The organism is Hyalangium gracile (assembly GCF_020103725.1).
GTDB lineage: Bacteria > Myxococcota > Myxococcia > Myxococcales > Myxococcaceae > Hyalangium > Hyalangium gracile.
The window spans coordinates 464,911-487,175 of the sequence record NZ_JAHXBG010000006.1; the positions used below are offsets into that span (position 1 = coordinate 464,911).

20 protein-coding genes are annotated in these 22,265 nt (G+C 70.8%); 10 read left to right on the forward strand and 10 right to left on the reverse strand.

Going from position 1 to position 22,265, the window contains the following annotated elements; all coding sequences use genetic code 11:
- The first annotated feature begins 11 nt into the window (after positions 1-11).
- Complete coding sequence (locus tag KY572_RS14855; RefSeq protein WP_224243258.1) at positions 12-1,109, forward strand: glycosyltransferase family 4 protein; 1,098 nt, start codon at positions 12-14, stop codon at positions 1,107-1,109.
- Between the two features lie 5 nt (positions 1,110-1,114).
- Here KY572_RS14855 and KY572_RS14860 read toward each other — a convergent pair whose 3' ends face one another.
- From KY572_RS14860 to KY572_RS14885, 6 genes are all read right to left on the reverse strand, one after another.
- Positions 1,115-2,257, reverse strand: coding sequence for a glycosyltransferase family 4 protein (locus KY572_RS14860; RefSeq protein WP_224243259.1), 1,143 nt, complete (start codon positions 2,255-2,257; stop codon positions 1,115-1,117).
- The gene (locus KY572_RS14865) at positions 2,254-3,489 is read right to left on the reverse strand and encodes a glycosyltransferase family 4 protein (RefSeq protein WP_224243260.1); all 1,236 of its coding nucleotides are present in this window, start codon (positions 3,487-3,489) and stop codon (positions 2,254-2,256) included. Before KY572_RS14865 ends, KY572_RS14860 begins: the two co-directional genes overlap by 4 nt.
- 53 nt (positions 3,490-3,542) lie before the next feature.
- A complete protein-coding gene (locus KY572_RS14870; protein WP_224243261.1) occupies positions 3,543-4,184 on the reverse strand; it encodes a prepilin-type N-terminal cleavage/methylation domain-containing protein in 642 nt (213 codons plus the stop codon).
- A 424-nt stretch (positions 4,185-4,608) separates the two neighbouring features.
- Positions 4,609-5,787, reverse strand: a complete 1,179-nt coding sequence (locus tag KY572_RS14875; RefSeq protein WP_224243262.1) for an acyltransferase family protein — start codon at positions 5,785-5,787, stop codon at positions 4,609-4,611.
- Positions 5,788-5,825: 38 nt separating this feature from the next.
- The gene (locus KY572_RS14880; RefSeq protein WP_224243263.1) at positions 5,826-6,971 is read right to left on the reverse strand and encodes a glycosyltransferase family 4 protein; all 1,146 of its coding nucleotides are present in this window, start codon (positions 6,969-6,971) and stop codon (positions 5,826-5,828) included.
- Positions 6,968-8,170 (reverse strand): glycosyltransferase family 4 protein, encoded by a 1,203-nt coding sequence (locus tag KY572_RS14885; RefSeq protein ID WP_224243264.1) that lies wholly within the window; start codon positions 8,168-8,170, stop codon positions 6,968-6,970. Before KY572_RS14885 ends, KY572_RS14880 begins: the two co-directional genes overlap by 4 nt.
- A gap of 116 nt (positions 8,171-8,286) precedes the next feature.
- On the opposite strand from KY572_RS14885, the gene KY572_RS14890 reads away from it, so the two are divergent.
- Genes KY572_RS14890 through KY572_RS14900 form a run of 3 tightly spaced genes read left to right on the forward strand, consistent with a single transcriptional unit; the run spans position 8,287 to position 11,669 of the window.
- Complete coding sequence (locus KY572_RS14890) at positions 8,287-9,801, forward strand: oligosaccharide flippase family protein (RefSeq protein WP_224243265.1); 1,515 nt, start codon at positions 8,287-8,289, stop codon at positions 9,799-9,801.
- Entirely contained in the window at positions 9,798-10,751 is a 954-nt protein-coding gene (locus KY572_RS14895) for a glycosyltransferase family 2 protein (RefSeq protein WP_224243266.1), read from the forward strand. Before KY572_RS14890 ends, KY572_RS14895 begins: the two co-directional genes overlap by 4 nt.
- Positions 10,752-10,757: 6 nt before the next feature.
- Positions 10,758-11,669, forward strand: a complete 912-nt coding sequence (locus KY572_RS14900) for a glycosyltransferase family 2 protein (protein ID WP_224243267.1) — start codon at positions 10,758-10,760, stop codon at positions 11,667-11,669.
- Positions 11,670-11,675: 6 nt separating this feature from the next.
- Here KY572_RS14900 and KY572_RS14905 read toward each other — a convergent pair whose 3' ends face one another.
- Positions 11,676-12,269: a class I SAM-dependent methyltransferase gene (locus KY572_RS14905; protein ID WP_224243268.1), complete on the reverse strand. Its 594-nt coding sequence runs from the start codon at positions 12,267-12,269 to the stop codon at positions 11,676-11,678.
- Between the two features lie 67 nt (positions 12,270-12,336).
- The gene (locus KY572_RS14910; protein WP_224243269.1) at positions 12,337-13,446 is read right to left on the reverse strand and encodes an acyltransferase family protein; all 1,110 of its coding nucleotides are present in this window, start codon (positions 13,444-13,446) and stop codon (positions 12,337-12,339) included.
- A 158-nt stretch (positions 13,447-13,604) separates the two neighbouring features.
- Here KY572_RS14910 and KY572_RS14915 point away from each other — a divergent pair, with 158 nt between their 5' ends.
- From KY572_RS14915 to KY572_RS14925, 3 genes are all read left to right on the forward strand, one after another.
- Positions 13,605-14,780 (forward strand): glycosyltransferase family 4 protein, encoded by a 1,176-nt coding sequence (locus tag KY572_RS14915; RefSeq protein WP_224243270.1) that lies wholly within the window; start codon positions 13,605-13,607, stop codon positions 14,778-14,780.
- A 66-nt stretch (positions 14,781-14,846) separates the two neighbouring features.
- A complete protein-coding gene (locus KY572_RS14920; RefSeq protein ID WP_224243271.1) occupies positions 14,847-16,331 on the forward strand; it encodes an MraY family glycosyltransferase in 1,485 nt (494 codons plus the stop codon).
- Positions 16,328-17,371 carry a nucleotidyltransferase family protein gene (locus tag KY572_RS14925; protein ID WP_224243272.1) on the forward strand — a complete coding sequence of 348 codons (1,044 nt, stop codon included), beginning with the start codon at positions 16,328-16,330 and terminating at the stop codon, positions 17,369-17,371. The genes KY572_RS14920 and KY572_RS14925 overlap by 4 nt, the downstream gene beginning before the upstream one ends.
- Positions 17,372-17,380: 9 nt before the next feature.
- Here KY572_RS14925 and KY572_RS14930 read toward each other — a convergent pair whose 3' ends face one another.
- Positions 17,381-18,067 carry a class I SAM-dependent methyltransferase gene (locus tag KY572_RS14930; protein WP_224243273.1) on the reverse strand — a complete coding sequence of 229 codons (687 nt, stop codon included), beginning with the start codon at positions 18,065-18,067 and terminating at the stop codon, positions 17,381-17,383.
- A 178-nt stretch (positions 18,068-18,245) separates the two neighbouring features.
- On the opposite strand from KY572_RS14930, the gene KY572_RS14935 reads away from it, so the two are divergent.
- The 3 genes from KY572_RS14935 (at position 18,246) to KY572_RS14945 (ending at position 21,804) form a co-directional block, all read left to right on the forward strand.
- Entirely contained in the window at positions 18,246-19,217 is a 972-nt protein-coding gene (locus KY572_RS14935) for a nucleotidyltransferase family protein (protein ID WP_224243274.1), read from the forward strand.
- A 104-nt stretch (positions 19,218-19,321) separates the two neighbouring features.
- Positions 19,322-20,623 carry a UDP-glucose dehydrogenase family protein gene (locus KY572_RS14940; protein ID WP_224243275.1) on the forward strand — a complete coding sequence of 434 codons (1,302 nt, stop codon included), beginning with the start codon at positions 19,322-19,324 and terminating at the stop codon, positions 20,621-20,623.
- Positions 20,620-21,804, forward strand: a complete 1,185-nt coding sequence (locus KY572_RS14945) for an acyltransferase family protein (RefSeq protein ID WP_224243276.1) — start codon at positions 20,620-20,622, stop codon at positions 21,802-21,804. Before KY572_RS14940 ends, KY572_RS14945 begins: the two co-directional genes overlap by 4 nt.
- Positions 21,805-21,808: 4 nt before the next feature.
- Here the strand turns inward: KY572_RS14945 and KY572_RS14950 are convergent, their stop codons facing one another.
- Positions 21,809-22,096, reverse strand: coding sequence for a hypothetical protein (locus tag KY572_RS14950; RefSeq protein WP_224243277.1), 288 nt, complete (start codon positions 22,094-22,096; stop codon positions 21,809-21,811).
- Positions 22,097-22,265 lie beyond the last annotated feature (169 nt).

The following is a 22,265-nucleotide window of genomic DNA, read 5'->3' on the forward strand; positions in this document are numbered from 1 at the left end:
CGACGGGAGGGATGGACCGGGCCAACCTCGCGCTGGCGAGCTACCTCGCGCGGCAGGGCGGCCCCGTGCGGCTGGTGGCCCATCGGATCGCGGCGGAGCTGCTGGCGTACCCGAACGTGCGCTTCATCCAGGTGCCGAAGCCCGCGGGCGCGTACCTGCTCGGAGAGCCGCTGCTGGATGCGGCGGGACGCTACTGGGGCCTGCGGACCCTGGCGGAGGGGGGCGAGGTGGTCGCCAACGGTGGCAACTGCACCATCCCGGCGGTGAACTGGCTCCACTACGTCCATGCGGCCTATGCGTCGGAGGGCACGGGCTCGTTGGTGCGCAGGCTGAAGACGGTGGTGAGCAACCGGTACTACAGGCATACCGAGCGCCGGGCCGTGCGGAAGGCACGCCTCGTCATCGCGAACTCGGAGCGCACGCGGGAGGACATCCTCCGGGCCACGGGCATCTCCTCCGAGCGGGTGCACATCATCTATCTGGGAAGCGATCCGGAGCGCTTCCGCCCGACCCCACCCGAGGAGCGGCGTGCGGCCCGAGCGACGCTGGGCTGGCCCGAGGCACGGCGGGTGGCGATCTTCGTGGGAGCGCTGGGGGATCGCCGCAAGGGGTTCGACACGCTGTTCGAGGCCTGGGCCCGGCTGTGTGCGCGCGGCGACTGGGACGTGGACCTCAAGGTGGCGGGTGGGGGCGCGCAGCTGGAGAGCTGGCGGCACAAGGTTCGGACGCGAGGGCTGGGAGAGCGCATCCAGTTCCTGGGCTTCCGCAAGGACATCCAGGTGGTGATGGCCGCGGCGGATCTGCTCGTCTCTCCCACGCGGTATGAGTCGTACGGGCTGGGCGTCCATGAGGCGCTGTGTACGGGGCTGCCAGCGCTCGTGAGCCGCGCGACGGGGGTGGCGGAGCGCTATCCGCCCGAGCTGCGCGCTCTGCTGCTGGATGATCCGGATGACGCTGGGGAGCTGGTCCAGAAGCTGGAGGCGTGGCGGGCGCAGGGGCCGGCACTCGCGCCCCATGTCGCGGAGCTGTCCGCCACACTGCGCGCGTGGACCTGGGACCGCATGGCCGCCGAGATGGTCGGGTTGTTGGAGCGCGAGCGGTCGAGATAGGCCCGTCAGCCCAGCACGGACTCGAAGAAGTCGAGGTGCTCCCGGGCCACCACGGGCCAGGCGAACCGCGTCACCGCTCGTTCTCGCCCCCGCGCGGACAGCTCCTGTCGGCGCTCCGGACTCTCCAGCAGCTCCGAGAGCGCCGCCGACCAGGCCGTCACGTCCGCCTCGGGCAGCACCCGGCCCGCATCGCCCGCTGTATGAGGAATTTCTCCGGAGTCGCTCGTCAGCACCGGCACTCCACACGCGAACCCCTCCGCCAGCATCCGGCCGAACTGCTCCTTCCACCGGGGCGTCGTCTGGCTCGGCGCGCACAGCACATCCATCGCGTTGAGTGCCCTCGGCACGCGGGCGTGTGGCACGCCCGTGACGACCCTGACCCGATTCCCCTGGCGCTCGGCCCACGCTCGCAGGCTGGCCTCCAGCGGGCCGCCTCCCACGAAGAGCGCTCGCCAGGGCGTGGTGAGCCGCTCCAGCACCTGGCGCAGCAGCTCCACGCCTTTCTCCGGCACGAAGCGCCCGAGGTACCCCACCACGGGTGGCCCCTCCGCCTCCCACCCCAGCTCGCGCAGGAAGTCCGCTCCCGCCGCTCGGTCCGGCTGGAAGAGCTCCATGTCCACTCCCATCGGGATGTAGCGCGCCGGACGCCCTGCGTACCCTGGCCGGGTGAGCAGGTTCTGCTTCACCGTCTCTCCAAAGGCCACCCAGCCCGCCGCGCGCGACACCACCCACCGCTCGAGCTGGGCGAATGGTGGCGGGTAGCGCTTGTACAGGTTCTGCGCCGTGGAGAAGACGAGCGGCACGCGCCGAGGCGTCAGCAGCGCCACCTCCGCCCCGGCGAACACGTACGGCTCCTCCCACGAGTGCACCAGGTCCACGCCGCTCGCCAGCTTCGCTCGCAGCTCCGGCCCATAGACGAACACGTGCGCCGAGCGGCTGAAGAGGGCGCGCACCTCCTCGACCCGGCTCGCCTCGCCCGCCTCGCGCTGGAGCGTGATGGGGCTGAGGTCTCCATGGAAGAAGCGCGGCGCCACCGCCGTCACCTCCCACCGCCCCGCGCCCACCCGAGCCATCTCGTTGGCCAGGCGCCGGTTGAGCGTGACGACGTAGGAGTGAGAGACACTCACCAGCCGGCGTGGCCGCGTCACCCGGAACCTCCCGCTCGCGCCAGCTCCCGGTAGAGGTCCAGGATCTCCCGGGCGTAGCGCTCTCGGGAGAAGCGTTCGACCGCCGTCCGTCGCGCCGCCTGTCCCAGCCGCTCACGCAGCCCCGCATCCTCCATGAGGCTCCTCAGCGCCGCCGCCAGCGCCTCCGCGTCCCCCGAGGGCAGCGTCACCGCATCCACACCGTCGGTCAGCTGCTCCGCGGCTCCACTGGCGCGAGAGATGACCGCCGGCCGCCCGCACGCCAGCGCCTCCGCGATGGTGAGGCCGAACGGCTCCCGGCGGGTGCTCGCATGCACGAAGATGTCCAGCGCCCGGTAGACGGCCGCCGGCTCCCGCTGGAACGGCACGAACCCCACGCGCCCGCTCAGCCCCAGGCGCTCCACCTGCCCCCGCAGCTCCTCCTCGGAGAACTGCGAGTCCGGCGTGCGGTACAGCGGCGCACCCACGAGATAGAAGCGAGCGGGCAGGGCGGGGTGCTCGCGCAGCAACCGGGCCGCTGCCTGAAGGAAGACCTCCTGGCCCTTCCAGCGCGCATAGGTGGCCACCAGCCCCAGCCTCAGTGTCCCCGCTGGAGCCGGAGTCAGTCCCGCCAGCGCATCCAGCCGCGGCCCATCCCCCGCCCCGGGTGCGAAGCGCCCCACGTCCACGCCGTTGTACACGACATGCACGGGAACGGAGCCCAGCACCTCGCGAGCATCCGTACCCACCGCGCGCGAGTTGGCGATTGCCGCCGTCGCCAGAGGGCGCAGCGCCCGCAGGGCCTGTCTCACCAGCGGCCGCTCACCGATGAAGTCGTGGATGTGCCACACCCGCCCCACGGGCAGGCCCACGGTGGCGGGGCTCAGCAAGTGGGTCTTGATGCCATTGGAGTGGAGCAGGTGGGGCCGCAGGGAGCGGACCTCGCGACGCAGCGCCCGCAGGTAGCCGGAGAGCAGCCCCGGAGCAGGCGCAAGACCTCGAGCCATCCCCCAGAGTGCTCGAGCCCCCTGGCCTCGCAGCCCACTGTCCCCCAGGGCCGAGAGTCGCTCGGGCAGCGGCAGGAGCCGGCTGTCCACCCCGAGCGCACGCGCCTCTTCCAGCAGCGGCCCTTCGGTGCCTGTGAGCAGGTGCAGCGAGAGCGCCGGGTCCAGCTCGCGCAGACATGCGAGCAGGTCCAGCAACGCGCGCTCGGCCCCGCCCAGCACTCCCACGGGATTGAGGAAGAGGATGCGCAAGGCCCGGTGACCGAATCAGACCGGCACCGGGCGGTCAAGCCAGACGCGGGACGTCAGTTGCAGTCCACGTCGTTGTTGGAGTTGTACGGCTCGCCCGCGGCGATGTGGTCCGACACGCCGCCCGTGTTCGGGCAGGCCGGCGTCAGGTCGCCATCCGCCGAGGTGATCAGCCAGGTGTCCGCCGTGTCGCCCACGTTGTTGTCCACGTCACCGGCGCCGTACACCAGGAAGTCCCAGCTCTGGTCATCGCCATAGAGGCCGGCGTTGACGCTCAGGCCGTTGGTGGTGCCCTGCTGATCCCACGTGGCGCCGCCGGGCGGCACCGGAGTGAACGAGGACGGGAAGCTGGTGAAGCGGAACGTGTCCACGCCCACGCACTGCGCCGCGCCATTGAGCACCGCGTTGATGCCGCTGCGGTCCTCGATGGTGCTGCAGCTGTCCTCCAGGTGGTAGCTGTAGCGGTTGCCGCGCTCGGGCGCGAAGCCCGTGGAGTGGATGTCCGCCGGCGGCTTGCGCTGCAGCGTGCGCATGCTGGTGAAGAGGCTCTTCAGGTTGGTGGCCACCTCGGACTGACGCGCACGCGCCTGGAGTCGCAGGAAACTCGGGACGGCAATGCTTGCCAGGATTCCGATGATTGCCACGACGATCATGAGCTCGATGAGGGTGAAGCCGCGGTGCTGACGCTGGGTCGCCATGGGGGCTCCTTCGGAGGAACAAAAAACGTCGTGCCCTGACGAGGGAGCAAGCGCCGAGCCATACGCTCCGTGGGGAACGCCCGCGCGCGTTGACGAAAACGGGCGCTTTGGATCGTCCAGAGGGGTTGTATGAGATCCAACCGGCATGGACGGGCCGCCGGATCGCGCGTCGCCGGATCCGTGGTGGCTGTCACGGGTACGCTGGGCCTGCACAGCGCGTCGGAGCCGCTGTGTGTTCACCGTGGACTCAGACCCGCGTCGCACGCTGATGCACGGCAGTGAACGACATGCCCAAAATTGTCAGCAGGTGACGTTTTTTGTCGCAACCTCCAGGAGCGAAGCTCCACTGGAGCGCAACCTTTCCACCCGAGCCGTACGAGCTGAGCCGCGAGCGGATGCGCACGACCGGGTGCGGAGAGCTGTATTACCCGAGTGCCCCGGTTTTCGCAACACCCCTGGCAGGCTTGCGTAGCCAGTGCCGGGCGGGCTCTTCGATGTGCTGGAAGAGGAAGAGGGAGAGGGCGACGGCCACCGGGGCCAGCAGCAGGGCGACGGCGTTGTGGGGCAGCGCCAGGGTGCGTGTGTTGAGGGCGAGCGCGTACCCCATCAGCGAGCCGTGCAGCAGGTAGAGGGCATAGCTGGCGCCGCCGAGCCGCACGAGCGGGCGGGTGCCCAGCGTCAGCCCGTTGCCGGCGACACCACAGGCCAGCAGCCAGATGGCGAGCCCGAACAGTGGGACGAGCACCCCCATCTGTGCCGCTGGCGTGGGCTTGGGGGGCAACAGGAGGATCACCGTGGAAATTGCCACGCAGGTGGCGAGCAGGCCCACGGTGCGCGTGGCCTCACTGCCCCGAGGGGCTCGGCGGCAGAACAGCAGCCCGAGGCAGATGCCGATGACGAACTCGTGGAGTCGCGCCACCGGCAGGAGGTAGCCGGGGTACAGGCTCCAGGCGCGCAGGGCGCTCGCCACGAGCGGCAGCGAGCCTTGTTCGCCGAGCTTCGTCGCGAAGTCTCCCGCGACGAAGGGCGCCGTACCCAGCAGCCAGGCCGCGAGGGTGACTCCGAGCAGGCGGCGCGAGCTCTGTCGCGCGAGCCAGCGGCCCACGAAGGGGAACACCGCGTAGAAGAACGCCTCGATGGACAGCGTCCACGCCATGATGTTCCACGTGGGTCGCTGGAGATCGAACCAGGACTGGGTCAGGGTGAGTGTGGAGATGGAGATGCGCGCCACTTCGCCGGGGGTGGTGGCTGGCTCGGCCTGACGAAGGAAGTGGATGAACAGGGGAATGTCCACCACGAGCGCCAGCAGATAGATGGGATAGATGCGTGCGAAGCGGGCTCGGAAGAACTCCCGCGTCGTCCCCACGAAGCCGCCCCGCTCGCCCAGGTAGTTGTAGGCGAGGATGAAGCCGGACAGGACGAAGAACAGGCTCACGGTGGTGAAGCCCGCCTGGAACAGCTTGCCCAGGAACCCCGGCGCGGCCGGCTCGCAGGGCGCGCAGTAGAAGTGGTAGGCGACCACGCTCATCGCGGCGAAGAAGCGCAGCCCGGTGCATGCGTGCAGCGGAGGGCGGCGGAGAGCGAGTAGGGGCGAGGAAGCCATGGACGGAAGGGGCCGGCACTGTACCAGCCGGCTCGGGCTCAGCGCTGGAGGAGCCGCAGGTACGCCTCGAGCACCGTGCGCGTGTGTGCCTGCCAGGTGAACCGCCGAGCACGCTCCAGCCGGGCCTCGCGCGTGGGCGGGAGCTGTCGTCCGGACAGCAGCGCGTCCAGGGTCGTCACCCAGGCCGCCACGTCACCGACGGGACGATAGAGGCACGCGGTGTCTCCCACTTCGCGCAGCACGGGGAGATCGCTGGCCACCACTGGAGCACCACACGCCAGGGCCTCGATGACGGGAAGCCCGAAGCCCTCCGCTTCGCTGGGGACGAGCACGGCTCGCGCTCCTCGGTAGAGCCCCGCGAGCGTCGCCCGGTCCAGCTTCGGGGGCTGAAGCAACGCGTCGCCGAGCCCCAGTCGCGCCACCAGCTCTCGCTGGGCGGGAGTGAGCGCTCCGCCCTGTTGAACGAGCCGCAGCTCCGGGTGCCGGGCTCGCAGCGCCGCGAACACCTCGAAGAGCACATCCAGCCGCTTGCGCGGGATGTAGCTGCCCACGTGCAGGAGGTAGGGCCGTCCCCCGAGCGGCGCGAGGACGGACGCGCTCGTGTCGCCGGGGGAGGGCTCCGGTCGGTACTCCGGTGAGACACCAGGAGGTGCCCAGACGAGCCGCTCGGGAGCCACCACTCCGTGGGCCAGGAGCTCGGCGCGCACCGCCTGCGTGCCGTGGAACACGACGGCCGCGCGCTCCAGCCCCAGGAGCGTCGTTCGCGCCATGAGCCGGAACCACGTGGGGCGCGGCTCGCGGTGGGGCTCGAGCACCGAGCGGAAGGCATCCAGGTCATGGCAGTAGACGCCCGTGCGCCGCGCGGGCAGCGCGTGGACGAGCTGTGCGTACGAGTGGTCCACCACGTGGAAGGCGTCGTACCGGCCTCGGGCCAGGAGGGCACGCACCGGATAGGCGCCGAAGCGGGTGAGGAGCCGGTCCGCGTTGAAGGCCGTGCGTCCGTTGACTCGGGGTAAGCGCTGCACGAGGCGCGGCAGCGTGGGGCGCACGCCCGTCACCGTCACCTCCGAGGGCAGGGCGGACAGCCCTTCCAGCAGGGCCTCGCCCACGAGGTCCATGCTGGGCCAGCCCTCCTCGCGAGGATCCATGAGCAGCGCGAGCTTCAGCGGCGATCCAGCGCTCATGGATGCCGCCCTTCGTGCGCGGGCGCGGGGTTCAGCAGCGCCTCCATCGTGCGCTCCAGGGAGAAGCGCTGCCGGTACACCTCGGCTGCTCGGGCTCCCAGCGCGGCCCGCTCATCAGGGCGGGAGAGCAGCCGCTCGGTGGCTCGGGCCAGCGCGGCCGGATCCGTGCCTTCCACCAGATCCACCGCGCCCAGTCCGCGCCACAGGGGCTCGGTGAGGTGCCCGGTGTTGGTGACCAGCGGGCGGCCCAGGGCGAGGCTCGCCATCGTGGAGCCTCGTCGCGTGGTCACCCCATCCGGGTAGGGCTGGACGAGCAGCTCACACGCCGCGAGGTACGCCGCCAGCTCATTGGGCGGCAGGGAGTCGCGGACGAGGAGCTGCGCGGAGAGCTCCGGGCGACGCCGCGCCAGGCCCTCGCTCCAGGCCTGGCTGCCCCGCCCGAGCAGCAGCACCCGACGCCGAGCATCCGCACGCAGCAGCGGAACGAGCACATGCTCCAGAGGAGCCGAGGTGAGCACTCCATAGGTGCCGAAGTGCCCGAGAAGGGGCCGCTCGCCGAGCTCCGCGCGCACGCGGGCAACAGCCTCGGGAGCCACCTCCGTGGGGAAGTTGCTGGGCACCGGACGCCACTCGGTGTGGCGGCGGACCCGAGCGGGCAGGTGCTCCGCCCAGGTGGGAATGGACACGAAGGTCCGATCGGCGGCCTCGGCCACCAGCCGCACCATCACCCGCGTGGTACCCGCCAGCACCTGGCGGCGCAGCGGATCCCTCGGGTTCCACGGGTACACCACCTCATGGAAGAAGACCCAGCGCTCATCGCTCCGGCGCCCGGCGAACCAGACGCAGAAGGGCAGGTTCATCGCCTTCAGGCCGAACGGATGCGGCACATACTGAAGGAGCAGCCGTCGCGGCCTGCGGCAGCGCTCCAGCTCCCGGGTCAGCCTCACCAGCCCGGCGGGTGTGAAGAGCCCCGGGGAACGGTGCGCGATGACGCCTTCCTCCCGCGTCTCGCCGCCCTCTCCGGGAGCCCACACGTGGACCTCCGCGCCCCGGTGCGCCAGCGCTCGAGCGATCAGTCGCGTGTAGTCGCTGACACCGCCTGGCCGGGGTGGGTACTCGCCCGTGAGCAGGTGCCATGCCACGTCCAGCCCCATGCGGCGCGGACCGTAGCCCTCGCGCTTCGGGGGTGTCAAAAGCATCCGGCTCTCTCTTGCAAGGGGAGGGAGCAGGCTGTGTCGCGCTTGAGGGCCGTGGGGGCCACCGTTAGCATCCGTCCCTCGCGCGCGCTTCACGCCTCGGGCGCGGCCTGCCAGGGATGAACGCCACCGCCGCTCCAGAAGTCACCGCCTCCGAGGTGAAGGCCCGTGCCCAGAAGGGGGTGCTCGTCCTCGCCGCGCGTGTGCTGGCCTCGCAGGGGCTGCGCGTGGTCAGCGCCCTGTGCCTGTCTCGCCTGCTGTTCCCGGACGACTATGGCCTCTTCGGCATCGTCAACTACGCGGCCACGCTGGGCGTCTACCTCGGAGACCTGGGGCTCAGCGCCGCGCTCGTGCACCAGTCCCACGAGCCCACCGCCGAGGAGACCTCCACCATCTTCTGGGGGCACCAGCTGCTGACGGCCCTCGTCGCGGCCGTGGTCATCCTGTTCGCCCCGAACCTCGTCTCCGAGTACGCGCTCGGGGCGCAGGCGCTCCCCATGGTCTACGCCATGGCCGCGGGGCTGTTCCTCTTCTCCCTGCGCATCATCCCCAACATGGCGCTGGAGCGGAAGCTCGCCTTCCCCGCCATTGCCCGCGCCGAGCTCATCGAGAACCTGGCGCAGGTGGTCAGCACCATCTCCATGGCCGCGCTCGGCTGGGGCGCCTGGGCGCTCGTCGGTGGAGGGCTGGTGCGGGGCGCCGTGGGCCTGGTGTGCATCTGGGCCGCCTCGCCCTGGCGGCCTCGGCTCACGTTCCACCTCTCCATCATCCGGCGGCTGCTCAGCATGGGGCTGGCCTTCCAGCTGCCGCCGCTGGTGGGCGCCTTCACCGCGGGCTGGGTGCCGCTGGTGGTGGGGCGCTACCTGGGCAAGGACGCCGTGGGCCTCGTCAACTGGGCCTGGGCGCTGGCCTCCACGCCGATGATGCTCAGTGTCATCCTCAACCGCGTGGCCTTCCCGGCCTACTGCCGCCTGCAGGATGACCCCGTCGGCTTCGCCGACTACCTGCGCACCTCGCTGCGGCGCCTGTCCGCCGCCCTGTGCCTGCTCATCCCCCTGGCCGTGCTCGCCGTGCCGGTGGCCGTGCCCCTCTTCTTCGGTCAGCGGTGGGTGCCCGCCGTGCCGCTCGTGCAGTGGTTCAGCATGGAGTGCATCCTCGTCACGCTGATCGGCCTGCTGGCCACCGCGCAGAACGCGGGCGGCCGGCCCTGGCAGCGGTTCGCCGTCACCGTGGGCGTGGGCGTGTCGAAGTGGGCCCTGGGCACCTGGCTCATCCACCAGTTCGGCCTGATGGGCGTCGGGCCGCTGGGGAGCATCATCAGCCTCCTCGAGCTGGGCGTGACGGCCTGGCTCGTCACGCGGCTCAACCCGGCGCTGAAGGGGATCGGCGTGGAGGTGGTGGAGCCCGTCGTCACCGTGGGCCTGCTGCTGCTGGGCTCCATCCTCGCCGCGCCGTATGTCGTCCGTGACGGGTTGTGGGCCCAGGCCTTCGTCGGCGTGGCGCTGTTCGCGGGGCTCTTCCTCCTCCGCGAGCGCCTGCCCGGGCCGCTGCCGCTGGTGGCCGAGCTGCGCACCATCGCCGGACTCGTCCGAGCCCGCCTCCGGGGCCCGGTCCCTCGGGAGTCCTCCTCATGACGAAGCCCGATCTCGCCATCTCCATCGTCAACCACAGCAACCCGGAGCTGCTGCACGACTGCCTGCGCACGCTGTTCGCGACGACGAAGCAGTGCTCCTTCGAGGTGTGGGTGGTGGACAACGCCACCGACGGGCGCGGCGTGGAGGCCATGCGGCGCGACTTCCCCCAGGTGCGCTGGCTCTTCAACAAGGAGCGCAAGGGCTTCTCCGCCAACCACAACCAGGTGCTCGCCCAGGCGCAGGCGCGCTACCTCTGCGTCTTCAATGACGACACCATCGTCCACGAGGGGGCGTTCGACTCGCTGGTGCGCTTCATGGACCAGAACCCCCGCGTGGGCATGGCCGGCGCCCGGCTGCTCAACGCGGACGGCACGGTGCAGAACTGCACCTTCCGGGAGATGACGCTCGCCTCGGCGCTCTGGGACATCTGCTTCCTGCCGCGCCCGCTGCACTTCCTCAAGGCGCGGCACATCCACCCGGCGCAGTACGGCTACGAGCAGGCGCGCGTGAGCTGGGTGCTGGGCGCCTGCATCGTCGTGCGCGAGGAGTGTCTGCGGGACGTGGGCCTGCTGGACGAGGTGCTCTCTCCGCTGGGGAACACCGAGGACACGGACTGGTGCGTGCGCGCCGGGAAGGCGGGCTGGGAGGTGGCCTTCTGCCCGGACGCCGTCATCACCCACCTCACGAGCCGCTCCTTCCGGCCCTCCACCTCGGGCCCGGACAAGGTGCGCGTGGAGCTGTGGCGCACGCGTCTGGCCTTCTTCCGCAAGCACCATGGCCGGCTCCACGAGCAGCTGCTGCGGCTCATCCTCGTGGGGACGCTGCCGTGGAACGCGTTCGTGCTGACGCAGACCCTGCTGCGGCGACGCGTGAGCCTGAAGGAGTACAAGCGGCAGCTCTCCACCTTCGTGCGCATCTCCGAGATGGGCCTGCGCGTCCGGCTGGGATAGGTGGCCATGCCCTTCTTCTCCATCGTCATCCCCACGTACAACCGGGCCCGGCTGCTCGGCGAGACGCTCGAGTCCGTCTTCGTCCAGGAGTTCTCGGACTACGAGGTGCTCGTGGTGGATGACGGCTCCACGGACGACACGCGGGAGGTGCTCGCGCGGTACGGCGAGCGCGTGCGCGTGCTTCGCCAGGAGAACCAGGGGCAGGGCGTCGCGCGGAACCTGGGCATCCAGCACGCCGCGGGCTCGTACGTGGTCTTCCTGGACAGCGATGACCTGTGGTTCCCCTGGACGCTGGGGACGTGGCGGCAGGCCATCGACATGTACGGTGGGCCCTCGGTGGTGATGGGCACTCCCGCGACGTTCCAGCGTCCGGGCGAGCTGGCCCGGGTGCGCAGGGAGCCGCTCCGGGCCCACGCGTTCGCGGACTACTTCGCCAGCGCGGACGAGACGTTCGCCCGCACCGCCTGCGTCATCGCCGTGAAGACGGAGGCGCTGCGCCGGGTGGGGGGCTTTACCTCGCGGCGCATCATCTCCGAGGACCACGACTTGCTCTATCGGTTGGGCACCGCGCCCGGGTTCGTCTGGGTGGAGGCGCCGCTCGTCATGGGCTACCGCCAGCACGGGGGCTCCTCGTCACGGCAGCTCGAGCAGGGCTACGAGGGGCTGTGCTACCACCTGGAGCAGGAAGAGCTCGGACGCTACCCGGGAGGCGAGTCCCGGAGGCGCGAGCGGCTCACGTTGATCCTCCACGGCGTGCGGCACGTGTCGCGGTGGTTGGTGGAGCATGGGCGCCAGGATCTGGCGCTGGACCTCTACCGGCGGAGCCTCCGAGGACACTTCGTCGTGCCGCGCTGGCGCTACATGCTGGGCTTCCCGCCGTGGATGGTGGCGTCGTCGCTGCGGCAGTTCCGGCGCTGAGGCGCCTCAGTCCGGCCTGCGGCGGAGCACCGTCAGGGACTCGAACTCGTCGATCACCTCGAAGGCCGGATCCTTCACGATGACCTCGCTCGTGTAGCGCACGCTGCCCGCTCCAGGCCGTGGGCTCTCCTTCGTGTCCCGGCTGTCGTGCAGCGCCACCACTCCGCCCGGCGCCACCAGCGGGCTCCAGCCCGTCCAGTCCGCCCGGAGCCCTTCGTACGTGTGGTCTCCATCGATGAAGATGAAGTCCACCGGCGGCAGCCCCTGGGAGCGGTGCAGGCGCGCGGCGTCCTCTCCCGTGGCTCGGATCCAGGACACCCGCCCGTTGCGCACCACACCCACCTCGCGGTGGGCAATGAGGTACTGGAAGCTGAAGCCCAGCCGCCCGATGGGGAACGGGTCCACCGCGTACAGCGTGGCGCTCGGGTCCATCACGCTGCGCAGCACCCGCGTCGTCACGCCGTGCCACACGCCGATCTCCACCAGCCGCCGCTTGCCCGCCGCGTGCTTCGCCAGGCAGGCGCGCTCGCCCGCGGACGTCTGGGTCTGGGCCTGCTCCAGACCGACGAGCCAGAGGCCGAAGTGGGTGATGACGCGCATGCCGTGCTCCGCGAGTGGTTCATGCCCCGCCAGCCGCTGGCGCGAGCGCGCGTATCCCTAGCACGGTTCACAGCTGGGCGTGGGGCGCCGCGCCTTCCGCCGGGCGAGCCCTTCCGGGGAGCAGCCGGACCAGCAGCGCCGGCGGCGAGTGCTTGAGCCTCAGCGCTCGTTTCTCCACCAGGTGCCACGACAGCGCCGCCAGCCCGACGATGACGGGCAGCGACACCGCCGCGTCCACCCACCACGCCACGCGTCCCCCCATCCGCATCACGACGAGCTGCTGCACCGGGAACGCGTAGATGTACACGCCGTAGGAGAAGTCTCCGTAGCGGGCGAAGCCCGACAGCCGGCTCGGCAGGAAGGCCAGGTACATCACCAGGTACGCGCCACAGCTCCCCACCGCGTAGCGGAACCCTCCGAGCCACGCCGTGAGGACCAGCACCCCCGTGCACCCCAGCGCCACCCACCGGTTCATCCGCACCCGATCCCTCAACAGGTACAGCGCCAGGCCTCCGCCAAAGTAGAGGTACAGCTCCGGCCACAGGTTCAGCCTCGGGCCTACCAGCGGCACGAAGGGCACCAGCGCCGCCGCCACCCAGCCCGCCAGCGCCACCCACCTTCGCATCAGCCCCGCGAGTCCCAGCCCCGCCACGAGCAGGTAGAAGCCCACCTCGTACTTCAGCGTCCACAGCGAGCCGTTCACCACGTCCGGGTACACGTTGCCGTGGAAGACGCCCGGCAACCCCCACTGGGACTGGTACAGCGTGAAGTTGCGCAGCAGGTACAGGTACGTCTCCGGCGACTGGAAGTAGACCGCCAGCGGCAGCTCCGTCAGCACCGGGCCCAGCAGGAACGTGCTCGCCAGCAGCATCACCGCCAGCCCGGGGAAGATGCGCAGCGCCCGCGCCCACAGGTAGCCGGCCATGCTCGGCGAGCGCTCCTGGCTCTGCGCGATGAGCAGCCCGCTGATGATCAGGAACACCGCCACGCTCAGATGCCCCACCGTGGACTGCCGGTGCGAGAAGATCTCCAGCGGATCGAACGTCCCCAGCCCCTGCCCGAGCGGGAACGAGTGCGAGAAGATCACCCCCACCGCCGCCACGAACCGGATGAAGTCCAGGTTGTTGCGTCTCCCGTCCAGGCACTGCCGCAAGGTCGGTGAGGAAGAGAGGGACATAAGAGGGTGCGCCGCGGCGCATTCTGGACCGGGCCGCTTGCGGCTCAAAGCGTCCAGGGAGTCATCCCGTCGATAGAAGGAGCCCCAAGGGTCACCAGACGACCAGCCGCCGTGCTATCCAGCACCTGGGGTCCACTCCCCCTCTCCGCGGGAGCACCGTGTCCGGCCCACGCGTCCTCTTCGGTATCCATCATCCGCTCGATCCGAACCTCGGCGCTCCCGGTGTCACCCTGGCGCTGGGGAACGCGCTCGTGGGGCTCGGCTGCGAGGTCTTCTACTACGGCTTCGGCGAGGCCTTCCCCGGTGTCACCGCGTACTCCGCCTGGCACTCGGTCCGCTTTCCGTGGGCGCTCTCCACGTGGCTCTCGAGCAACGCGGGGCGCTTCGACGTGCTCGACATCACCACCGGGGATTGTTGGCCCTGGGCGCGCCTGGGTCGCCCGGGAGCCCGTCGCCGCCACGCCCTCATCACCCGCAGCCATGGCCTGGAGCATGTCGTCTCCGAGCAACTCCACGCGGACACCCGCGCCGGCCTGGCGAGCCTGAGCTGGAAGTACCCGCTGTACCACGGTGGCTTCCGGCTCTGGGAGGTGCGCCAGTCCCTGCTCGTCTCCGACCGCGTCGTGCTCCTCAACCCCCTGGACCGGGACTACGCGACAGAGCGCCTGGGCGTGCCCGCCGGTCGCATCGCCCTCATCCCCCACGGCCTGCCCGAGCCCTTCCGAGCGCTCCCGCCTCCCGAGCTCCTCCCCGAGGGGCCCCTGCGGCTGGCCTTCGTGGGCTCGTGGATCCAGCGCAAGGGCCGGGAGGATGTCGTCGCCGTGGCCGGAGCGCTGCTCGAGCAGGGCGTGTCCTTCTCGCTCTCCCTGCTGGGCACCGGCACGGGGGAGGCGGATGTGCGCGCGGCCTTCCCCGCTCCGGTGCGCGAGCGCCTCCGCGTGGTGTCGAGCTACCGCCACGCCGAGCTGCCCGGCCTGCTCCGCCAGCAGGAGGTGCTGCTCTTTCCCAGCCACGCGGAGGGCTACGGCATGGCGCTCGTGGAGGCCATGGCCTGTGGGCTGGCGCCCATCTCCACGCCGGTGGGCGTGGCTCCGGAAGTCGTCCGCGATGGAGAGACGGGTCGGCTGCTGCCCATCGGCGACGTGCCGGGCTTCACCGCCGCCGTGCGCGCCTTCGCCGAGGATCGGCGCCGGCTGCTCGACGTGCGACGCGCGGCACAGACCGCCGTACAGGGGATGACATGGAGGGACGTGGCCCTGCGCACCCTGCGTGTCTACGAGTCCGCTCTTCAAGGAGAGAGGGAGCAGGCGAGCGGGCCCAGCGGGGCCGGGTGATTTCCCGGACCGGACATTGACGCGCCATGCCGTAGGCCGCCACCATGCGCCCGGTCTGGCCCCGAAATGATTACCTTTCTCGTCACCTTCCTCGTCTCGCTGATGGTTGCCCTGGTGCTCACGCTCGTCGTGCGCAACCGGGCCCTGGCGTGGGGCTGGGTGGACCAGGCCAACTCCAGCCGCAAGGTGCACGCGCGCCCCATCCCGCGCCTGGGCGGCATCGCCATCGTCGCGGGCTTCTTCGCGCCGCTGTGTGCCCTGTTCCTCACCGACTCCGGCGTGGGCTACCTGTTCCGCTTCCACCAGGACCTCGTCTGGGGCCTGTTCTGTGGCGGTGCGGCCATCGCCGCGCTGGGCCTGTATGACGACCTGCGAGGCGCGGGGGCCCGGCTCAAGTTCTCCGTGCAGTTCGCCGTGGCCATCGCCCTCTACATGCTGGGCTTCCGCGTCGAGCTGATCGCCAACCCGTTCGGAGCGGAGCTCGCCCTGGGCGTCCTCAGCTTCCCGTTCACCCTGCTGTGGATCGTCGGCGTCATCAACGCCATCAACCTCATCGACGGGCTGGATGGGCTGGCCGGGGGCGTCGCCTTCTTTGGCGTGGGCACCAACTTCATCCTCTCGCTGGTGCGCGGGGACGTCGTCATGTGCCTGCTGATGGCGGCCCTGGCCGGCGCCATCCTCGGGTTCCTCGTCTTCAACTTCAACCCGGCCTCCATCTTCATGGGCGACACCGGGAGCATGTTCCTCGGCTTCGTGCTCGCCGCCGTCTCCTTGAAGACGTCCACCAAGAGCGGCACCGCCGTCGCGATGCTCGTGCCCGTCATGGCCCTGGGCCTGCCCATCATGGACACCCTGCTGGCGATGATTCGCCGCTCGCTGCTGGGCCGGCCCATGTTCAGTGCGGACAAGGAGCACATCCACCATCGCCTCATGAGCCGGCTGGTGCTCAGCCACCGCTCGGCGGTGCTGGTGCTCTACGCCCTGTGTGGACTGTTCACCCTGACCGCGCTCGGGCTCAACTTCGCCAACAGCGCGCAGTCGGCCATGCTCCTGGTGGGCATGGCGGTCGTCATCTTCGTGCTCATGCGCAAGCTGGGCTACCTGGACCTGCACCGCGCAGGTGCCATGGGCGACGTCCGTCGCAAGAACATCCGCCTGCGCACGCTGGTGAAGGACCTCACCCGCGCCATTCGCGGCGCCCAGTCGCTCCAGCAGGTGTGGGACGCCGTGCGGCCGCTGGCCGGGGCCCTCGATGTCGCCCGCCTGGAGCTGCGGCTCCAGCACCAGCACGAGGGGCTCACGGAGGGTGTCGTCTTCGAGACCCAGCGCCCCGCGGGCTCCGCGCTGCCGCTGGATGTGCGCGTGGAGGTCAAGGAGGCAGAGGTGCAGCTCGGGTGGCTCAGCCTCTCCTGGCGCGATGGGCGCGCGGAGGTGAGCCGCGATGAGGAGCTGGCCGTGGAGCTGGTCGCTGACGCCGTGGCCGAGCGCGCCGCCAGCCTCATGGCCGAGGCCGCGGCCGAGCCGGGCCGCGTCGTCTCGCTGAGGCGGTGACGCGCTTGGGCGCCCGGGACTTCCTGGCGCTGCTTCGGGCCTGGCCGGACGCTCCGGCGAGCCCGCCCCCCGTGGATGCGGAGCGCTTCGTCAGAGCCACCGCGCGGCACGGGCTCGCGGGCTTCGCGGTGCATGCGGCGGAGCGGGCAGGGTGGGTGTTTCCCGAGGCCGCGAGCGAGCTCTTGCGCCGCGAGTCGATGAGCACCGCCGCGCGTGCCATCCGGGTCCATGCGCTCCTGCTGCGCTCGGTGGATGCGCTCGCCACGGTGGGGGTGGTGCCCGTGCTGCTCAAGGGCCCGGCGCTGGCCCGGAGGCTCTACCCGGAGCCCTTCCTCCGAGCCACCACCGATGTGGATCTGCTCGTGGCCGGGGCGCAGGTGGAGGCGGCCTCGCGCGCCCTGGAGGGCCTGGGGCTGGCGCGGGCGCCCGAGCGGCCGGGGCACGGCGGGGAGCACTCGCACCACCGCGAGTTCCAGGGCCCGGCCGGGCTCGTCGAGCTGCACTTCCGCGCGCTCGTGGGCTACGGGCAGGCGCTGGAGGCCGACGCCCTGCTGGCCCACGCCGAGGAGGCCGAGCTGGAGGGCCGCCGCGTGCGCTACCTCCGCGCCGAGGAGGAGCTGGTCTACCTGTCCCTCCACGCGAGCAACCACCTGCTCCAGCGGCTCTCGTGGCTGTTGGACTTGAAGCTGCTGCTGCTCGCGCACCCTCGGCTGCGGTGGCCGCTCGTGGTGGAGGTGGCGCGGGCCTCGGCGCTGCCGCACCTGGCGTGGTACGCGCTGGAGGCGGCACGGCGGCTGCTCGGAGCGCCCGTTCCTTCCGAGGTGCTCTCGGAGCTGGCTCCGCCGCGCTGGCAGCGGCTCCTGGCCTCGCGGTTCTTCTCCGAGGAGCGGTTGCTCGGGACGGCGCTCGTCGAGCACAAGGCCGAGTGGGCCGCCGCGAAGCTCCTGCTCGCGCCTCGCGCGGGGCCCATGGCTCGCTATGCCGTGTGGCGGCTCGGAGAGGCCGTCCGTGCGCGGCTCCCCAGTGCCCTGCGGCGGTGAGCGGGCGCGCTACTGCTTTCTCAGCACGAAGATGTGGCAGTCCCCGCCCTTGAGGCCTCGGAGCAGCGGCCCCACCAGTCGGGTGATGAGCCGGTTGAGCGGGCGGGTGCCCGTGGGGTGGGGCTGGTTGAAGGTGTGCTCCACGAGCTCGAAGCCGGTGTCCCGCAGCATCCGCTCGAGCATGAAGGTGTGGATCGGCGTGATGTGGGTCGGATCGTTGAAGCGCGGATCCCGGCCGAACATGCGCAGGTTCCCCGTGGCGAGGAACTGCAGCCGCGCGGGCACGTTCTCGATGTTGGGCGTGGTGAGCACCATCAGCCCCCGAGGCGCGAGCAGCTTGTGGCACTCGCGCAGGAAGGCGCGCGGGTTCTCCAGGTGCTCGATGACCTCGATGGCCGTGAGCCCGTCGAAGGGGCCCTGGAGTCGGGCGCTGAAGGGCTCGTTGAGGTCCGCGGCGATGAGGGGCGCCCCGGTGAAGCGATAGAAGGAGGTGTCCCGCTCGACGGCGGTGACGCTGTAGCCCAGGGAGACCAGGCGCGAGGCCCACGCCCCGGAGCCGGCACCGAGATCCACCATCCGCGCGGGCGCGGGCAGGTGACGCCGGAGGACGGCGATCACCGCGTCGTGCATGCCGGGGAGGGTGCGGGCCTGGAGTTCCGAGCGGCTCTCCGGTCCCTGGGCGGAGGTTGTGCTCAAGGCATCTCCTGAAGCGGGGGAGGGGCGCGGATGAAACCATGGCTCCCCCAGGTGTCCAATCATGGAAGGGCGTGCTCCCAGGACGTGTGGCACCCTCGGCGGGAGTGTCACCTGTCGAGGAAGGAGGCGCACGCACGCATTGCGTCCTGTGGGGTTATCTCGTTAAAGGTGCGCCACCATGGCTCCCAGCCTGCTTGAGACCTTCCGCACCCTGTCCTCGTTCGATCCGCCGCGTGGCTCGCTGAGAGGCGCGCCCTGGGAGGAGTTCGTGGACTGGGCCATTGTCCAGGGGCTGGCGCCGCTGGCGGCCTACAACCTCGAGTACCGGCTGGCCGGGGCGGACGCACCCGAGTGGGTACGGGAGCGGCTGCTCACCATCTACCAGGGCTCCGTCAACGACAACGTGATGAAGCTCGTGAACTTCAAGCAGATCGTCGACGAGCTGGAGGGCCGCAAGCTCGTGGTGATGGGGGCCGCCGCCTTCGCCGAGGCCGTCTACCCGCACGTGGGCTTCCGCCCGGTGCTGGACATCCACGTGCTGCTCAAGCGCGTGGACGTGGAGGGCTTCTCGGGCTACCTCTCCCAGCACCACTTCAAGACGGAGAAGGATGAGGCGGGCAGCGGCGCGGCGCGCATGCTGTCCGATGGGCGTACCGCCATCTACCTGTTCGCGGACGTGCTCGGGCCCGAGCGGCGCGAGGAAGTCCAAGGCATCTTCGAGCGCGCCCGGCCGTGGAAGGTGTACGGCCCGTCCATGTTCCGTCCGGACCTGGAGGACGCGGTGCTGCTGCTGTGCCTGGAGCAGGCGCGCCAGGGCTATCAGGTGCCGTGGCTGTCCTTCGTGGACCTGCGCGAGCTCATCACCGGCGCCACCTCCATGGGCAGCATCTACTCGCGTCCGGTGGACGTGGCGGCGCTGAAGGAGCGCGCGCGGGCCTGGCGGCTGGAGCGTGCGCTCTACACCTCGGTGTCCATCATCGGGCGGCTCTTCCCCGAGACGGCACCCGCCGTGGAGGCGGCCCGTCCGCCGCTGCGCCGCGCCACCCAGGAGCTGCTGAACCGGCTCGTGGTGGAGCCGGTGAGCGTGCCGGGAAGCCGAGGGGTGCTCCGAGGCGCGGACCGGCTCCGCCGCCTGCTCACCGGGCAGTGAGCCCTCGCCCGCTCTCCTGTGGGGCCGGTGGAGGGCGGCTCTGGCTTCCCCTGGCGGGGCTCTCGGCGTAAGAGACGGGCGGCGCCAGTCGCCACGGGAGTCTCATGCGCATCGCCATCATCGGAACGGGCTACGTCGGGCTCGTCGCGGGTACCTGCTTCGCGGACTCGGGCAATGACGTCGTCTGCGTGGACATCGACGAGCGGAAGATCCGCGCGCTCCAGGCAGGCGAGGTGCCCATCTACGAGCCGGGCCTGGAGGAGCTCATCCGCAACAACGTGCGGGAGCGGCGGCTGTCCTTCACCACGGACCTGGCCACGGCGGTAGGGCCGTCGCAGGTGGTGTTCATCGCCGTGGGCACGCCCGAGGGCGAGAGCGGCGACGCGGACCTCCAGTACGTGCTGGCCGCGGCGGAGCAGATCGGCCGTGCCATGCGCCAGTACACGGTGGTGGTGGACAAGAGCACCGTGCCGGTGGGCACCGCGGACAAGGTGCGCGAGACGCTGGCCCGGGTGACGAAGGTGGAGTTCGACGTCGTCTCCAACCCCGAGTTCCTCAAGGAGGGCGCGGCGCTGGAGGACTTCCTCAAGCCGGACCGCGTCGTCATCGGGGTGGACTCGGAGCGGGCGCGCCGCATCATGGGCGAGCTGTACGCGCCCTTCGTGCGGACGGAGAACCCCATCTTCTACATGGACACGCGCTCGGCCGAGCTGACGAAGTACGCGGCCAACGCGATGCTGGCCACGCGCATCTCCTTCATGAACGACATGGCCGCGCTCTGCGAGAAGGTGGGCGCGGACGTGGACTTCGTGCGCAAGGCGCTGGGGGCGGACCGGCGTATCGGCTACCCGTTCCTCTTCCCGGGTGTGGGCTACGGCGGCTCGTGCTTCCCCAAGGACGTGAAGGCGCTGGTGGCCACGGGCCGCGAGCACGGGCTGGAGTTGGACCTGCTGCGCGCGGTGGAGCGCACCAACGAGCGGCAGAAGAAGCTGCTGGTGAACAAGGCGCTCAAGCACTTCGGCGGCTCGCTGGCGGGGCGCACCTTCGGGGTGTGGGGCCTGGCCTTCAAGCCGAAGACGGACGACATGCGCGAGGCGCCCTCCATCGAGGTGATCGAGGGGCTGCTGGGCAAGGGCGCGAAGGTGGTGGCGCATGACCCGGTGGCCGAGCGCACCGCGCATCGCTACTTCGGAGACCGCATCCGCTACGCCTCGCTGCCCTACGAGGCGCTGGAGGGCGTGGACGCGCTCTTCATCGTCACGGAGTGGAACGAGTTCCGCCACCCGGACTTCGAGCGGATGAAGGCGCTGATGAAGGCGCCGGTCATCTTCGACGGGCGCAACATCTACGATCCGGCCCGGATGCGCGAGCTGGGCTTCACGTACCAGAACATCGGCCGTCCGTGAGCCAGGGCGAGACACGCGAGGCGCTCACCGGCCTGCGCTTCTGGGCCGCGCTGCACGTGGTGGTGTTCCACTTCGGAGGCGGCTGGTTCGAGGGCGCGCCCGGGTGGCTGACGGCCATCTACCAGTGCGGGTACGCCTCGGTGGGGCTCTTCTTCGTGCTCTCGGGCTTCGTGCTCGCCTACAACTACCTGGGGCCGGACGGGCGGATGACGGCGGAGCCGCGCGCCTTCTGGGCCGCGCGCATCGCGCGGGTGTACCCCGTGTATGTGCTCGCGCTGGTGCTGCTGGCGCCGCACGTCATCGCCGGCTCGATGGCGGCGAACAGCGTGGGGATGGCCGCCGCGAAGCTGGCGGTGGGTGGGGGCAGCGCGCTGCTGCTCGTCCATGCCTGGCTGCCGCCCGCGACGCTCTACTGGAACCCGCCGGGCTGGTCCGTCGCGGTGGAGGCGTTCTTCTACGCGCTGTTCCCGCTCGCGGCGGCGTGGGTGGGGCGGCTGCGGCGCGAGCGGCTCGGCTGGGCCTTGCTCGCGCTGTGGGGGATGGGGCTGCTGCCGTCGCTGCTCTACCTGGGCTTCGAGCCCGATGGCGGCACCGCCACCATCCTGTCGAGAGGCACCTGGCTCACGGTGCTCAAGTTCAACCCGGTGCTGCGCCTGCCCGAGTTCCTCATGGGGGTGGTGCTGGGCCGGCTCTTCGTCCTGGAGACGCCGGCGCAGGGGCGCTCGGGGACGTGGATGGCGACGGGCGCGGCGCTGCTCACGCTGGTGGCCTTCGCCTTCAGCCAGTCCCTGCCCTTTCCGCTGTTGCACAACGCGCTGCTGGCGCCGGTGTACGCGGTGCTGGTGTACGGGCTGGCGCGCGGGGGAGGGCCGCTCGGGTGGCTGCTGTCCCGGCCATTGCTGATCCGGCTGGGGGCGGCCAGCTACGCGCTCTACATCCTCGAGCACCCGGTCTGGCTGGCTGTGGGTTCCGTGGCGGAGTCACTGGCGCCCTGGGTGGACCTGCGCGGGTACCGGCCGCTGTTCGCCCTCTACCTGCCGGTGGTGCTGGGAGTGTCGGTGCTCTGCCACTGGCTCGTGGAGACGCCGATGCGCACGTGGGTGCGGCGAGCGCTCCAGCCGTGGGTGGAGCGACGCGGGCGGGCACCCGAGGGGGTAGCTGCCGGGACGCCTCGGGCCTGAGGACTCAGCGGGCCAGGCCGCAGGCCGTCTTGCCCTCGTCGGTCTCGATGGCCGCGCAGTCGCAGGTCTCCAGCTTCGCCTCGCACGTGGCCTCGTCCTCGGCCGTGGGCTCCACGCGGGCCTCGTCGTTGGAGGCGCGGCGCACGCACAGCTCGCGCTCCACGGAGTTGGTGTTGCAGTCGCACAGCTGCTCGGAGAGCTGGCGGCAGGCACCCTTGCAGCCGGTGAGGCCGACGAGGGAGAGGGAGAGCACGGCGATTGCGGCAAGGCGGCGCATGGGCTGGCGGAACATGCCAGATGCCACCCCGGATGCAAGCCGAGTCCCACGTGAAATCTCGACCAGCGTGCATCCGGGACGCCTGCCTGCCCATGCTCCAGGGAGGAGTGGGTAGGAGGCCCTCTCGCTCCCATGCGATAGTCCCAGGCGCGTCCATGTCCCCCGTGTCTCGCCGCACTCCTCG

Bases quoted from the DNA above. Each gene is read 5' to 3' on its own strand.
- KY572_RS14895 (WP_224243266.1), top strand. From the start codon at position 9,798: ATGACGAAGCCCGATCTCGCCATCTCCATCGTCAACCACAGCAACCCG.
- KY572_RS14855 (WP_224243258.1), top strand. From the start codon at position 12: ATGGACCGGGCCAACCTCGCGCTGGCGAGCTACCTCGCGCGGCAGGGC.
- KY572_RS14935 (WP_224243274.1), top strand. From the start codon at position 18,246: ATGGCTCCCAGCCTGCTTGAGACCTTCCGCACCCTGTCCTCGTTCGAT.
- KY572_RS14870 (WP_224243261.1), bottom strand. From the start codon at position 4,184: ATGGCGACCCAGCGTCAGCACCGCGGCTTCACCCTCATCGAGCTCATG.
- KY572_RS14950 (WP_224243277.1), bottom strand. From the start codon at position 22,096: ATGTTCCGCCAGCCCATGCGCCGCCTTGCCGCAATCGCCGTGCTCTCC.
- KY572_RS14905 (WP_224243268.1), bottom strand. From the start codon at position 12,269: ATGCGCGTCATCACCCACTTCGGCCTCTGGCTCGTCGGTCTGGAGCAG.
- KY572_RS14880 (WP_224243263.1), bottom strand. From the start codon at position 6,971: ATGAGCGCTGGATCGCCGCTGAAGCTCGCGCTGCTCATGGATCCTCGC.
- KY572_RS14920 (WP_224243271.1), top strand. From the start codon at position 14,847: ATGATTACCTTTCTCGTCACCTTCCTCGTCTCGCTGATGGTTGCCCTG.
- KY572_RS14940 (WP_224243275.1), top strand. From the start codon at position 19,322: ATGCGCATCGCCATCATCGGAACGGGCTACGTCGGGCTCGTCGCGGGT.
- KY572_RS14910 (WP_224243269.1), bottom strand. From the start codon at position 13,446: ATGTCCCTCTCTTCCTCACCGACCTTGCGGCAGTGCCTGGACGGGAGA.
- KY572_RS14900 (WP_224243267.1), top strand. From the start codon at position 10,758: ATGCCCTTCTTCTCCATCGTCATCCCCACGTACAACCGGGCCCGGCTG.
- KY572_RS14885 (WP_224243264.1), bottom strand. From the start codon at position 8,170: ATGCTTTTGACACCCCCGAAGCGCGAGGGCTACGGTCCGCGCCGCATG.
- KY572_RS14890 (WP_224243265.1), top strand. From the start codon at position 8,287: ATGAACGCCACCGCCGCTCCAGAAGTCACCGCCTCCGAGGTGAAGGCC.
- KY572_RS14875 (WP_224243262.1), bottom strand. From the start codon at position 5,787: ATGGCTTCCTCGCCCCTACTCGCTCTCCGCCGCCCTCCGCTGCACGCA.